The organism is Roseomonas sp. TS2, assembly GCF_058833935.1.
Genome location: NZ_JCACVY010000127.1, coordinates 1 through 12,719, shown reverse-complemented (window position 1 = coordinate 12,719; position 12,719 = coordinate 1). Strand labels below are relative to the sequence as shown.

Here is a 12,719-nt window from a genome sequence, read left to right as displayed (position 1 = left end):
CTCGGCCGCCGCCTGCTCGGCCGCGCGCTTGGATTCGCCCTGTCCCTCCGCCTCGCGCCCGGCGGCGCGGACGGCCACGACGAAGACCGGCATATGGGACGGCCCGGTGGTGGAAACCAGCCGGTATTCGGGGAGACCCTCGGCGCGCCCCAGCGTGTATTCCTGCAGCCGGCTCTTGGCCGACATGGGCGGGGTCGGGTCGGCTTCCATGAAGGCGCCCCATTCGCGGCGGATGAAGCCGCGCGCCACCTCCAGCCCGGCATCGAGATAGAGGGCGCCGATCAGCGCCTCGGTCGCGTCGGCGATGACGGTGAAGCGGCCGCGCAGGCCCGTGCGCCCCTCGGCGGGGGGGATGCGCAGCGCGGCGGGCAGGCCGATCGCCTCGCCCACCTTGGCCAGCGTCTCGGCCGCGACCAGCACGGAGAGGCGCTTGCCGAGCGCCCCCTCGCGCTCCTCGGGGAAGCGCTCGGCCAGCCATTCGGCCATCACCAGCGCCAGCACGCGGTCGCCGAGGAATTCCAGCCGCTCGTTGGAATCGAGCATGCCGCGCCTGGGATCGGCGGCGGAGCGGTGGGTGAGGGCGTGCGAGAGCAGCCCCGGATCGTTGAAGCTGTGGCCGATGCGGGACAGGAAGGCCGCCCCGTCCGGCAGGGCGGGACCGGCCTTGCTCATGCCGCCCGCTCCCTCACCGCACGCCCGAGAAGATGCGGTCCCAGCGCACCGCGAAGGGCCAGGCCCAGACTTCCCACCACGCCGCCGTGCCATCGACCGAGAAGAAGATCATCTCGGCGCGGCCCACCAGGTTCTCCACCGGCACGAAGCCCACCGCGTTCATCTCGCGGCTGTCGAGGCTGTTGTCGCGGTTGTCGCCCATGGCGAAGACATGGCCGGCCGGCACCACGTATTCGGTGGTGTTGTCGTACTGCCCGTCATCCGAGGCTTCCAGGATCTCGTGCCGCACGGGCGCGCCGCCGCCGGCGGCGGGCAGCGTCTCGCGGTAGCGGCGCACCGTCATGCGCGGGCCGTCGCCCTCCACCGTGTAGAGGCCGAGCCCCTCGCGCGGCACTTCCTGGCCGTTCAGGAACAGGCGGCCGCCGCGCACCTGGATGCGGTCGCCGGGCAGGCCGACGATGCGCTTGATGTAGTCCGTGCTGTTGTCGCGCGGGTACTTGAACACCGCCACGTCGCCGCGCGCCGGCAGCGAGCCGAAGATGCGGCCCTGGAACAGGTCGGGGCTGAACGGCATGGAGTGCCGCGAATAGCCATAGGCGTATTTCGAGACGAACAGGTAGTCGCCCACCAGCAGGGTGGGGATCATGCTGCCCGAGGGGATGTTGAAGGGCTCGAAGGCGACGGTCCGGATGCCGACGGCGATAAGCCCGGCATAGACCACGGTCTTGATGCTTTCGAGCCAGCCGCCGGTTTTCTTCGTCATCGGATGGTGTGCGCGAGGCCCTGCTTCGGTACGCCGCGCCAGCCGCCGCGACCCAGGAGGGGGGTAGAGCGCGGCGCGGGGGGCGCTGTCAAGGAAGGGCGGGCGCGGGCAGGGCCGTGGTGGCGGCCCCGGCAGCGCTCCCCGGCAGGCCGAAGGCCCCGGCCAGCAGGCTGAGGGATTCGCGCCGCGCCGCCGGATCGTGCACCGGCGTCAGCACCGCCACCTCCTCCGCGCCGAGCTCGGCCGCCAGCGCCTCCAGCCGCGCCTTCACCTGCTGCGGCGTGCCGATGATGGCCCGCGCCTGCATACGCGCCAGCTTCTCCCGCTCCGCCTCCGTGTAGGGGTGCGCCGCGGCATCTACCCGCCCCTGCCAACCCCCGAGGACGCCGCGGTCCCGCGAAAGGCGCCACAGCGCGCGGGAGGAGAACAGCCGCGCCGCCTCCGCCTCCGTGGCAGCGCAGAGGGCGAAGACCGCGATCGCCGCGCGCGGCGCCGGCAGCCGCCCCGCCTCGGCGCGGAATCCCTCGCGGTAGAGCGACAACGCCTGCTCCGCCCCCGCGCCATCGGTGATGAAATGCGCGAAGCAGTAGGGCAGGCCGAAATAGGCGGCGAGCTGGGCGCCGTAGTCGGAACTGCCCAGCATCCACAGCTCCGGCCGAGTCGGCACCTCGGGCTGGGCCTGGACGTCGCGGAAGGGGTGGTTCACCGGCAGCCCCTCGCCGAGCCAGCCGAGCAGCTCCTGCACCTGTGCCGGGAAGCGGTCGCCCTGGCCCAGCATCCCCTGCGCGGCGGCCTGGTTCAGCGCATAGGCGGTGCGCCCGTCGCTGCCCGGCGCGCGGCCCACCCCGAGGTCGATCCGCCCGGGCGCGATCGCCTCCAGCACGCGGAACTGCTCGGCCACCTTCAGCGAGGAGTAATGCGGCAGCATCACTCCCGCCGAGCCGACGCGGATGCGCCGCGTGGTGGCGGCGATGGCGGCGATCAAGATCTCGGGTGCGGCGCCGGCATGGCTGCGGCTGTTATGGTGCTCCGCCAGCCAGTAGCGGGCGTAGCCCAGCGCGTCGGCATGCTGCGCCATGGCGAGGGTCTCGCGGATCGCCGCGTCGGCGCCGCGGCCGGAGACGATGGTGGACTGGTCGAGGATGGAGAGAACGGGTGCCATGGCGGCAGGTTAGCGCCTTGCCGCCCCACGAAAAGGAAAAGCTGCCATGGAGGAGGATACGGCCAGCCGCGCCATGGTCGCGGCGCATACCGCCGTGATGCGGCGGCAATTCGCGCTGCTGAGCGCCAGCCGGCTGCCGGCGGTGCGCGGGATGGAACGGATCTGGTGCTTCATGGAGGCGGTGCGAGCCGCCGATCGCGGTGACCGGCTGACGCAGAAGGATCTCTATGCCCTGAGCTCCGGGGCGCTGAGCATGACCACCCTCTCCCGTGCCGTGGCCGACGGGGTGGAGCTTGGCTACCTGATGCAGCGCCCGGCGCCGGAGGACAGCCGGGTGCGGCTGATCGAGCCCACCCCTCTCGGCCTGCGCCGCCTGGCGGAGCTGGCGCCGGAGGCGATGGAGGAGCTGCGCGCCGTGCTGGCCGGGGAGGAGGAGGACAGCACCCCGGCGGCCGACTAGGGCCGGCCCCCTCCGCCGCGGCCCGGGGGAGGCGCTGCGGCCTGCCCCGCCGCCGGGGCACCCGCGCGCCCGGGGTGGCGGTGCGGCTGGTGGTCGAGCGGGCCTTCCACGAGCCAGTCCGCCCCGTCGGCGGTGGCGAAATCCGGCCCCAGCGGCGCCTTGCCGGCGCCGCCCGGCAGGTCCAGCACATAGGCCGGCCAGGCCAGCCCGGTGAGCCGCCCCCGCAGCGCCCGCAGGATGGCGCGGCCCTCCGCGACCGGCACCTCGAAGCGCGCCGTGCCGGGGGCGCGGTCCAGCTGGTGCAGGTAGTAGGGCTTCACCTGCGCGGCCAGCATGGCGCGGAACAGCGCCGCCAGCGCCTCGGGGCTGTCGTTCACCCCGCGCAGCAGCACGCTCTGGCCGAGCAGCGCCACGCCGGCGCGGCGCAGCACCCGCAGCACCGCCCGCGCCGGGGGCGCGAATTCCCGCGCGTGGTTGGCGTGGACGCAGAGGAACAGCGCTTTCTCGGTGCCCGCCAGGGCCTCGGCCAGGGCGGGCGTCACCCGCTCCGGCGCCGAGACGGGCACGCGCGAGTGCAGCCGGATGATGTCGAGATGCGGAATGGCCGAGAGCCGCGCCAGGATGTGCGCGAGGCGCCGGGGCGAGAGCATCAGCGGGTCGCCGCCGGTCAGGATCGCCTCGCGCACGGTCGGGGTGGCGGCGAACCAGTCCAGCGCCGCCTCCAGCTCCGCCTCCGAGAGCAGCCCGCCATCCGGCCCCACCACCTCGCGCCGGAAGCAGAAGCGGCAATAGACGGGGCAGGCCAGCAGCGGCTTCAGCAGGGCGCGGTCCGGGTAGCGGTGCACCACGCCCTTCACCGGGGTGAAGGGGGCGTCGCTGGTCGGGTCGCTGCGCTCCTCGGGGAGGGTGGTCAGCTCGGCGATGTCGGGCACGTATTGCCGGGCGATGGGGTCGGCCGGGTCGGCGCGGTCGATCAGCGCCTGCACCGCCGGGGTGAGGGCGATGGCATAGGTCCCGGCCAGCCGCTCCAGCCCCGGCGCCGATTCGGGCGGCACCAGCCCGGCGTCCACCAAAGCGGCGGCGTCGCGCAGGGTGCGGGGCTTCAAAGGCGGGGAACCGTCGGGCATGGTCGCGCGCCTTACGCCCGGAGGCCGCAGCGCCGCAATGCCCGATCCCGCAACCCAGCCTTCCCTGCCCGTGTGGCACCCCGAGAGCCTGGCCCGCCGCCTGCCGGCGCTGCGCCGCCGTGCCCGCCTTGCCGCCGAAACCCGCGCCTTCTTCGCCGCGCGCGGCTACACCGAGGTGGAGACCCCCGCCCTGGTGCCGGCGCCGGGGATGGAGGTGCACCTCGCCGCCTTCCGCAGCGAGTTCCGCCCGATACTGGGTGAGGGCGGCTTCCCGCTCTGGCTGCGCACCTCGCCGGAACTGGCCATCAAGCGGCTGCTGGTGGCCGGCTGCGGGCCGGTCTTCGAGATCGCGCGGGTGTGGCGCAACGGCGAGGTCAGCCCGCGCCACGCGCCCGAGTTCACCATGCTGGAATGGTACCGCCCCGGCGCCACGCTGGCGGGGCTGATGGACGAGACGGAGGAATTCTGCCGCGCCGTGCTGCCGCCGCGCGTGGCCTTCGGCGGCGTGGAGACCGACCTGGCGGCGCCCTTCGAGCGGCTCACCGTGGCCGAGGCCTTCGCCCGCCATGCCGGCGGCCTCGACATCCTGGCCACGCTGGACGCGGCGGGGGAGGGCGACACGGTGGCGCTGCATGCGGCCGCCCGCGCCGCCGGCTTCACGCCGCGGCCGGCCGAGAACTGGGAGGATCTGTTCTTCCGCATCCTGCTGGAGCGGGTGGAGCCGGCGCTGGGCCGGGCGCGGGCCACCTTCCTCACCCACTGGCCGGCGCCCCAGGCGGCGCTGGCCCGGCGCGACCCGGCCGATCCGCGCGTGGCGCTGCGCTTCGAGCTGTTCATGGCCGGCATCGAACTGGCCAACGCCTTCGACGAACTGACGGATGCGGCGGAGCAGGCCACCCGCTTCGCCCGCGACGTGGCCGAGCGCCAGCGCCTGTATGGCGAGGGCTGGCCCGTGGACGGGGATTTCCTGGCCGCCCTGGCGCAGGGCATGCCGCCCACCGCCGGCATCGCGCTGGGCTTCGACCGGCTGGCCATGCTGGCGGCGGGGGCGGAGAGCGTGGCGGAGACGCTGTGGCTGGGCCACTGGCCCTATCCGGCAGGTCCCCTCGCGGATGAAACCGGGGAAGGGTCTTCAAGCTCCTGAATCCCGGAACGATTCCCGGAAGAGTTCGCCGCCCCGCTCAGCGCCAGCGGGACAGCCAGCCCCGGCGCGGCGCCTCGCCCACGGCGCGGCGCGCGCTGAGGGCCAGGGCGGCGGGGAACTCCACCGCGTTCAGCGTGACCGAATCGAAGCCCGCCTCGATCACGCCGCGCCAGGCATCGGCGCCGTATTCGGTCTGCACCCGCCAGTCCTCGCCGCTCTGCGCCGGGTCGCCATGGTAGCTGGGAGGCAGCCCGGCCCGGCTGCGACTCATCCGCCCGACGATGATCGGCACCGTGTAGGCCAGCGTGCCGCCCGGCCGCAGCACGCGGTGGCATTCGCGCAGCGCGGCCGCCGGGTCCGGCACATGCTCCAGCGTGTCGGAATGCAGCACGGTGTCGAAGCTCGCATCGGTGAAGCTCAGCGCCTGCATGTCCTCCTGCGGATAGGTGGCGAGGCGGTAGCCGGGCATGGGCTTCAACGCCTCGCCCAGGCCGGCGGCGCCGTTCAGATCCAGCACCCGCAGCCGGCGCGCGGCGCGGCTGGTGGCGAAGCGGGCCAGCACCGGCCCGCCTTCCCAGGCCGCGAGCAGGGCGCGCGCCAGCGCCATGGCGCGCAGATTGCCGCCGCAGGCGAGGCAGGTGCGGCCCTGCTGCCGGTCGATATAGGCGGCCTCCTCGGCCGACAGCTCCCACTCCGCGATCAGGCCGGGCCACAGCACCGGCCGGTCCTCGAAGGCGGTTCCGCCGCAGATGGCGCAGAAGGTCATGCCCGGCCTCTCCCTACCAGCTGGTGCCCGGCGCGCGCAGCCCGCCGACGGTGAAGCCCGCATGCCGCGCCACGAAAGGCATCAGCCGCTCCAGCGCGTGCAGCATGGTGCCGTCATAGGGCAGCGGCTCCTCCGGATAGTCCTCCCAGCCCAGATCCAGGGCCAGCAGCGGCCGCAGCGCCGCGGGGCGGGCCCAGAACATGGTGCCGAGCGGGAAGTCGAAGGCCTCGTCCAGCGGCTGCGGCAGGCCCATCCGCGCCGCCAGCGCCTCGGCCACCGCCCGGTTGCCGTCCCAGCCGACGATGTGCGGGTCCTCCGCCATCAGCAGGCCCAGTGCCGGACGCGCGGCGAAGGCCGCGGCGGCGAGGTCGAGCATGGCGTGCTCGCCGCCCACCAGATTCTCCCACAGGAAATCGCACCAGACGCGCCCCAGCGTCGTATCGACCGAGATGCTCTTCTTGCCGTGCACATGCCCCACCACGTCGTAGCCGCCCTCGGCGATCTCCCGCGCGAAGCCGGTGAGGAAGGGGCCGATGTCGCGGCCGCGGTTCGGCACCAGCCGCACCGTCACGGCGCCATGGTGGTGGCGGAAGGCATGCCGCAGCGTGGCGGCCTTGCCCTCGCTGTCGGTGGACAGCAGCAGGTCGCAGGCGGTGCGGTTGGCGGCGAGGCGGCTGGCCAGCTCCGGTGCCATGTCGGGGTAGTGGAAATGCGCCTGCAGCGCCATGCGCGGGGCCGCCCCCGGCGCGGGCGGCGGGCTGGCGGGCGAGAACACCTCGCGCAGCCAGAGGCCGGCGGGGCGGCCCTGCTCCAGCCAGTGCGTCACCGGCTCCGCCTCGGCCTGCGGGCCATCCAGCCCGTGGGCGCGGGCATAGACCTGCGGCTGGAAGCCGGCGAAGGGCCGCCGCAGCAGCGGCGTGGGCGAGGCCTCCCGGATGCCGGACCACAGCGCCCATTGCCGCACGGCCAGCCGCTCGGCCGCGCCCGGCTCCTCCGGCGCGGTGCCGGGGGCGAAGGCCATGTCCGGATCGACCAGGCCGGAATCGATCAGCCGGTCGGTCCGCGCGCGGCGGGCCGGGTCGGCGGCGGCGCGGCCCCAGGCGTCGATCTGCCGCACATAGGCGTCCATGTCGTAGGCCCGGGCGCCGACGCGGGCGACCTGCTCGCGGCTGGCCGCCCGCAGCGCCGGGTCCTCCGCCAGCCGGCAGAGCGCCTGCGCGGCGGCATGGGCATCGAGATGCGGCACCACCATCCAGGCGATGTCCGGGTCGGAGGCCAGGATCTCGGCCGTGCCGCAGGCGCCGGCGAAGCAGACCGTCGGGATGCCGCGGGTGACGGCGTCGATGCCCACATTCGGCTGCGGGTCGAGCCGCGAGCACATGAAGAAGGCATCGGTGGCGGCATAGACCGGCTCCAGGTCGCTCACGGCGTCCATGAAGGCGAAGCTGTCCCCCAGATCCGACTGCGCGATCTGCTCGGCCAGGTAGGAGGAGTAGGTGTTGTCCTTCTCCGGGTCATAGCCATGGCCGATCCAGACGAAGCGCAGCTTCAGGTCGGGCCGCAGCCGCCGGGCGGTGGCGGCGGCGGCGATGAACAGGTCCACCCCCTTGCGGATGTGCACGAAGCCGGCCCCCAGCACCAGGAAGGCGTCCTCCATGCCGGGCGGGCGCAGGATGGCCCGCTGCCGCTCCGACAGGGGCTCGGCCTCGCCCGCGGGCATGGTGGGGTCGGAGCGGCCCTGCGGCATGATGTGCACGCCGCGCCGCTCGCGCAGCTCGGGGAAGGCCTCGAAGGAGGAGCGGGCGACGACCTGCGCCGGGAACACCACGTGCTCGGCATGGTCGTAGATGTCGCGCATCCGCCGCAGCGGCCGGGTGTAGGTGGCGAATTCGTGCACCAGCGCCACCACGGGCACGCCGAGCCGCGTCAGGGGCGGCACCATCAGGTGCGTCTCGATGCTGTTGGCCACCGCGTAGAGCGGCTGGTACAGCGCCACCAGCCGCTCGGCGATGCGCTGCATCTCGGCCGCCTTCCATTCCTCCCAGACCAGCGGGCCGATGACGACGCTGGCCATGCGGGCGAAATCGGCCTCCAGCTCGCCGCCATGCATCATCAGGCAGACGATGCGGTAGTCCCGGGAGAGGCGGCGGATCAGGTTCCAGCCCAGCACCGGCGCGCCGGTGCGCGAGCCGTCATGCGAGATGAACAGCATCACCGGCCGCCCGTCATCCGGCAGGGGCGGGAAGCTGAGGCGGTTCACCACCGGGCGGGCGGGGCGGCCTTCGCGCTGGCCGTGCTCGATGTAGTGCAGCAGCGGATGCACGCCCGCGGCCGCGAGGTCCGGGTTGCTTTCCAGGTAGAAGACGGGGTCGAAGCTGTCGCCCGGCTGCCAGCCCAGCAGCTCCCCGATCAGCACGTAATGCGTCACCGGGTCCAGGCCCGCGGGCAGCTGGCGGCCATAGGCCGCCTCGTCGAACACCGCGCCGGCGCGGATGCGGTCGGCGAGCACCTGGGCCTCGGCCGGGTTGCGCGGCAGGGGGCTCGGCGTCATCAGCGACAGCTCGGCCCAGACCAGGCCGGGCGGGCCATCGTAGCCGGACGCGCTGTAGTAGGGCCGCAGGAAATCGCTGGAGAAGCCGGGGCCGGGTTCCAGCCCCAGCCGCCAGCCGGTGCTCAGGTAGTGGCCGGCGGCGTCCGCCATCTCCGGCAGGTCGGCCTCAGCGCGGTAGAACAGCTCGTCCAGCACGCCGGATTCGCGCAGCAGCGCGGCATCCTCGGCGCTGGACGGCGAGGCGGCGGGGTCCAGCGCCGCGCTCACGGGCGGCCCTGCCCGACGAGGCGGTCGCGCAGCCTGTGCCGCAGCGGCCGTGGCACCAGGCGGGCCAGATGCAGCACCCCCAGGCGGTGCAGCCGGGCGATCCGCTGCGCGCGCATCTCGGCCTCCTGCGCATCCTGCCGTGCCCGCTCGGCCGCCTCCAGCCGCAGGCGCTCCAGCTCGGCCATCTCGGCTTCCGTGGCGCCGGCGTTGCCGGCCGGCACCGCGCCGCGCGGCGGACGCCGCCGGAAGGCCTGCCGCAGCGCCGCGTGCTGGCGCCGCAGCCGCTCCATCTCCCCTTGCAGCCCTTCCGCCTGGCCGTGGAGCAGGCCGATCTCCTCCCGCGCCGCGCTCAGCTCGTCCTGCAGGCGGGCGATGGTGGCGACGTTGTTCCGGGCATTCTCCTCGTAGATGGCGGCCTGCGTGGCATAGGCCGCGAGCTCCCGCCGCGTCGCCTCCGGGATCTCGCCCACGGGGGGGAGCGTGCTCGCCTGCACCAGGCCCTGGATCTCGCTGGTCTCGATGAAGAGCGAGTTCGGCACGTCATCCACCGCCGAATCGGAGGCGACGGCGATGAGGTAGGGGGGGCGGGGCAGGGCGCCGCTGGCCTCATAATGCGCCGGGCCGCGCTTCTCGAAGGTCAGGGTGCGGGCCGGGCCGGTGCCGTCATCCGCCACCAGGGCGGAGCCCATCATCGGCCGCTGCGCGAGGAGATGCACCCGCGGGAAGAAGCGGCGCAGCAGCGCCTCGAACTCCGGGCGGGACAGCTCGTTCACATGGTAGGGGTTGGCCGCGCTGCCGGGCGGCGAATACACGTCCCGCTCGGGGGAGGAGATGATGAGGCGCCCGCCGGGGCGCAGCACCCGGCGCACCTCCGCCATGAACTGGTCGTGCTCGTAGAAATGCTCGAGCGTCTCGAAGGAGACCACGGCATCGACGCTGGCATCGGCCGCCGGCAGGCGGCGCGCGTCGCCCTGCTGGTAGCGCAGGTTCGCGGCGGGGTAGGCCCGCGCCGCGTGCTCCACCGCCTGGGCCGAAAGCTCCACGCCCAGCACGGAGCGCGCCGCCTGCGCCAGCAGGGCGGAGCCATAGCCTTCGCCCGCGGCCACATCCAGCACGTCCAGGCCGCGGCACAGGCTGCGCGCCAGGAAGTAGCGGTGCAGGTGCTCGATCTCGACCTGCCCGGAGGTGGCGGTGGTCAGACGCTCGCCCGTCCACTCCAGAGGCGCCGCGGGCATCGCCCGTTCAAAGATCTCACCCACGCGCTTGGTCTCCCTTCCGCTGTTCTGCTGCCCGCATGACGCGGCCGGGCGGGCCGCGTCGCCTATCTCAGCCCATGGTCGAGAGCGTGGCCGCGCCGGCCAGGTCGCTCAGGGTCCGGCTCATGCCCTCGGCGAAGGACAGGCGGGGCGCCCAGCCCAGCACGTCGCGCGCCCGGCGGATGTCCAGCACGCTGACCGGCACGTCGAAGGCCCTGCCGGGCTCGCGCCGCACGGCCAGGCGGCGGCCGAGGCGCGCCTCCAGCTCCGCGATGATGGTGTTGAGGCTGGTGCCCTGGCCGCTGCCGATGTTGACGACCCAGTTCTCCCCGACCTCGGGGCAGGTGGCCAGCGCCGCCATGCCGGCCGCCGCGTCGGCGATGTGGATGAAGTCGCGCACCACCTCGCCATCGCCCCAGATGGTGATGGGCTGGCCGGTGAGGGCATGGTGCAGGAAGGTGGTGGCGGCGCCCTGGCCGCGCGCGAGGTCCTGCCCGGCGCCGAAGGGATTGGCGAGCCGCGCCACCCGGCAATCCAGCCCGTAAAGGGCGCGGTAGAGGCCGAGATACAGCTCCACCGCCGCCTTGCCGGCGCCATAGGCGGTGATCGGCGCGAGGGTGTGCTCCTCCGGCACCGGAACCTGGCGCAGCCGGCCATAGACCGTGCCACCGGAGGAGGAGAAGACCAGCCGCGGCGCCGCCTTGCCCCGCCGGCGCATGGCCTCGAGCAGGGCGAGGGTGGGGGTGGTGTTCAGGGCGAGGTCGCGGGCAGGGTCGGCATTGGCGCTGGCCGGCAGAGAGGCCCAGACATAATGGTGCACCACCGCCACGCCCTCGAGCATGGCGTCCCAGTCGGCGGTGGCCAGGTCGGCGGTGCAGTGGCCGATGCGGTGGCGGACCGCCTCGGGGTAGGTGACGGAGAGCGGCGCCCTGTCGCAGAGCATGACCGTCTCCCCGGCCTCGGCCAGGAGCAGCGCCACATGGCGGCCGATGAAGCCGCAGCCGCCAAGGATGAGATGATGGCGGGTCCCGGTCATGGCGCGAAGGAATCCAAGCTTTGTCTTTCCGTGAACAGGGCCATGAGCAGAACGCCGGGCCCTGAGGGCCCTCCGCGCTTATAGGCGAGGTGGGGAGGGTGCGCCACCACCCCTCCCGGCGCGGCTCGGGACGTGGCCCAGGGGAGCGTGGCCCAGGGGAGCGTGGCCCAGGGGAGCGTGGCCCAGGGGAGCGTGGCCCAGGGGAGCGTGGCCCGGGGGAGCGTGGCCCGGGGGAGCGTGGCTCAGGGCGTGGCGGCGGTGGCCAGGGTGGCGGTGCCCGCCTCCGGCATGCCGCCGCGCGGCAGCGGGCGCCAGGTGCCGCCGGCCAGGATCTCGCTGGGGTGGAAGCGCGCCTTGTAGGTCATCTTGCGGCTCTGCGGCACCCAGTAGCCGAGATAGACGTAGGGCAGCCCCAGCTCCACCGCCCGCCGCACCAGCCACAGGATGATGAAGGTGCCGAGCGAGCGCTTCTCCAGCTCCGGCTCGTAGAAGGAGTAGACGGCCGACAGCCCGTCGCTCAGCCAGTCGGTCAGGCAGCCGCCGAGCAGCCGGCCATCGGCGTCGCGGAACTCCACCAGCCCGGTGGTGATCGGCGTGTCCTCCACCATGGCGCGGTAGTCGTAGAAGCCCATCGCCGCCATGTCGCCATCCTGGTGGCGGCTGCGCTGGTAGCGCTGGAACAGCGAGAACTGCTCGGCCGTGGCGCGCGCCGGGGCGGGGCTGCCCTGCACCCCCTCATTGGCGCGGGCGACGCGGCGCTGCGTGCGGTCCGGCCGGAAGCCGGCGGCATCGATGCGGATGGGAATGCAGGCCTGGCAGCCCGGGCAGACCGGCGAATAGGCGATGTTGTGGCTGCGGCGGAAGCCGGCGCGCGAAAGCCGGTCGTGCAGCGGCTCGGCATCGGGGCCGGTCAGCTCGGTCACGATCTTCCGTTCCAGCCGGCCAGCCAGGTAAGGGCAGGGCAGCGGCGCGGTGGTGTAGAAGAATTGCGGGCGGCGGGTGGAGCGGTGCAGCATCTGTTCCCCTACTTTCCCTGCCCGCGCGCCACGATGCAACGGTGGATGCGCACCTTCCGCCGCCTCATTCGCCCGTGGCCCCGCCGGGCACCAGGGTGAACTGGCCGCCCGCCTGCTCCGGCACGGCGCCGAGGCGCAGCAGCCGCGCCCCTTCCACGCCCTGTCCCGCCCAGAGCGGCGCCTGGTCTCCCCAGTGGCGGGAGAGCGGGTGGCCCGACTGCCCGGTGGCGATCACCGCCCAGGCGCCGTCGGGCGTGGCGAGGTCGAACACGGCGCGCAGGCCGGGGCCGTGCACGTGGCGGAAGCCGCCATCCATGCCGCCGCGGTTGACCGTCTCGCCATCGCCCGGCGTGGGCAGGGCGATGGCCGTCCAGCCGCCGAGGCCGGGGAGGAAGCGCAGCAGCGGGTGCTCGAACCGCACTTCATGCGCATCCCCCCAGCGCCAGGCCGCGGGGTCCGGGCCGAAACGCGCCACCAGCGCCTCCACCGCCTCGGTCAG

The 12,719-nt window shown here is 73.9% G+C and carries 12 protein-coding genes; 2 read left to right on the top strand and 10 right to left on the bottom strand.

Annotated features, from left to right (window positions below):
- The 3 genes from rnc to ACZJYS_RS17370 all read right to left on the bottom strand — a co-directional run.
- A partial coding sequence (rnc, locus tag ACZJYS_RS17380; protein ID WP_493179751.1) for a ribonuclease III occupies window positions 1-672 on the bottom strand: 672 nt, incomplete at its 3' end.
- Window positions 673-685: 13 nt separating this feature from the next.
- On the bottom strand, window positions 686-1,435 hold the full coding sequence (gene lepB / locus ACZJYS_RS17375; RefSeq protein ID WP_493179750.1) for a signal peptidase I: 750 nt from the start codon (window positions 1,433-1,435) through the stop codon (window positions 686-688).
- 88 nt (window positions 1,436-1,523) lie between these two features.
- Complete coding sequence (locus ACZJYS_RS17370; protein WP_493179749.1) at window positions 1,524-2,597, bottom strand: LLM class flavin-dependent oxidoreductase; 1,074 nt, start codon at window positions 2,595-2,597, stop codon at window positions 1,524-1,526.
- Between the two features lie 46 nt (window positions 2,598-2,643).
- On the opposite strand from ACZJYS_RS17370, the gene ACZJYS_RS17365 reads away from it, so the two are divergent.
- Window positions 2,644-3,057 carry a hypothetical protein gene (locus ACZJYS_RS17365; RefSeq protein ID WP_493179748.1) on the top strand — a complete coding sequence of 138 codons (414 nt, stop codon included), beginning with the start codon at window positions 2,644-2,646 and terminating at the stop codon, window positions 3,055-3,057.
- On the opposite strand, the gene ACZJYS_RS17360 is transcribed toward ACZJYS_RS17365, so the two are convergent.
- Window positions 3,054-4,184, bottom strand: a complete 1,131-nt coding sequence (locus tag ACZJYS_RS17360; RefSeq protein ID WP_493179747.1) for a lysine-2,3-aminomutase-like protein — start codon at window positions 4,182-4,184, stop codon at window positions 3,054-3,056. The genes ACZJYS_RS17365 and ACZJYS_RS17360 overlap by 4 nt on opposite strands.
- A gap of 37 nt (window positions 4,185-4,221) precedes the next feature.
- Between ACZJYS_RS17360 and epmA the strand changes: the two genes are divergently transcribed.
- Window positions 4,222-5,328 (top strand): EF-P lysine aminoacylase EpmA, encoded by a 1,107-nt coding sequence (epmA, locus tag ACZJYS_RS17355; protein ID WP_493179746.1) that lies wholly within the window; start codon window positions 4,222-4,224, stop codon window positions 5,326-5,328.
- A 37-nt stretch (window positions 5,329-5,365) separates the two neighbouring features.
- On the opposite strand, the gene ACZJYS_RS17350 is transcribed toward epmA, so the two are convergent.
- The 6 genes from ACZJYS_RS17350 to ACZJYS_RS17325 all read right to left on the bottom strand — a co-directional run.
- A complete protein-coding gene (locus tag ACZJYS_RS17350; RefSeq protein WP_493179745.1) occupies window positions 5,366-6,094 on the bottom strand; it encodes a class I SAM-dependent methyltransferase in 729 nt (242 codons plus the stop codon).
- Between the two features lie 13 nt (window positions 6,095-6,107).
- Complete coding sequence (locus tag ACZJYS_RS17345; protein ID WP_493179744.1) at window positions 6,108-8,912, bottom strand: rhamnan synthesis F family protein; 2,805 nt, start codon at window positions 8,910-8,912, stop codon at window positions 6,108-6,110.
- Window positions 8,909-10,171 (bottom strand): class I SAM-dependent methyltransferase, encoded by a 1,263-nt coding sequence (locus tag ACZJYS_RS17340; RefSeq protein WP_493179743.1) that lies wholly within the window; start codon window positions 10,169-10,171, stop codon window positions 8,909-8,911. Before ACZJYS_RS17340 ends, ACZJYS_RS17345 begins: the two co-directional genes overlap by 4 nt.
- 67 nt (window positions 10,172-10,238) lie before the next feature.
- Complete coding sequence (locus tag ACZJYS_RS17335) at window positions 10,239-11,204, bottom strand: NAD-dependent epimerase/dehydratase family protein (protein WP_109515314.1); 966 nt, start codon at window positions 11,202-11,204, stop codon at window positions 10,239-10,241.
- A 242-nt stretch (window positions 11,205-11,446) separates the two neighbouring features.
- On the bottom strand, window positions 11,447-12,220 hold the full coding sequence (locus ACZJYS_RS17330; RefSeq protein ID WP_109515315.1) for an arginyltransferase: 774 nt from the start codon (window positions 12,218-12,220) through the stop codon (window positions 11,447-11,449).
- A 64-nt stretch (window positions 12,221-12,284) separates the two neighbouring features.
- Window positions 12,285-12,719 (bottom strand): penicillin acylase family protein (locus ACZJYS_RS17325; RefSeq protein ID WP_493179742.1); only part of this gene is annotated, 435 nt, incomplete at its 5' end.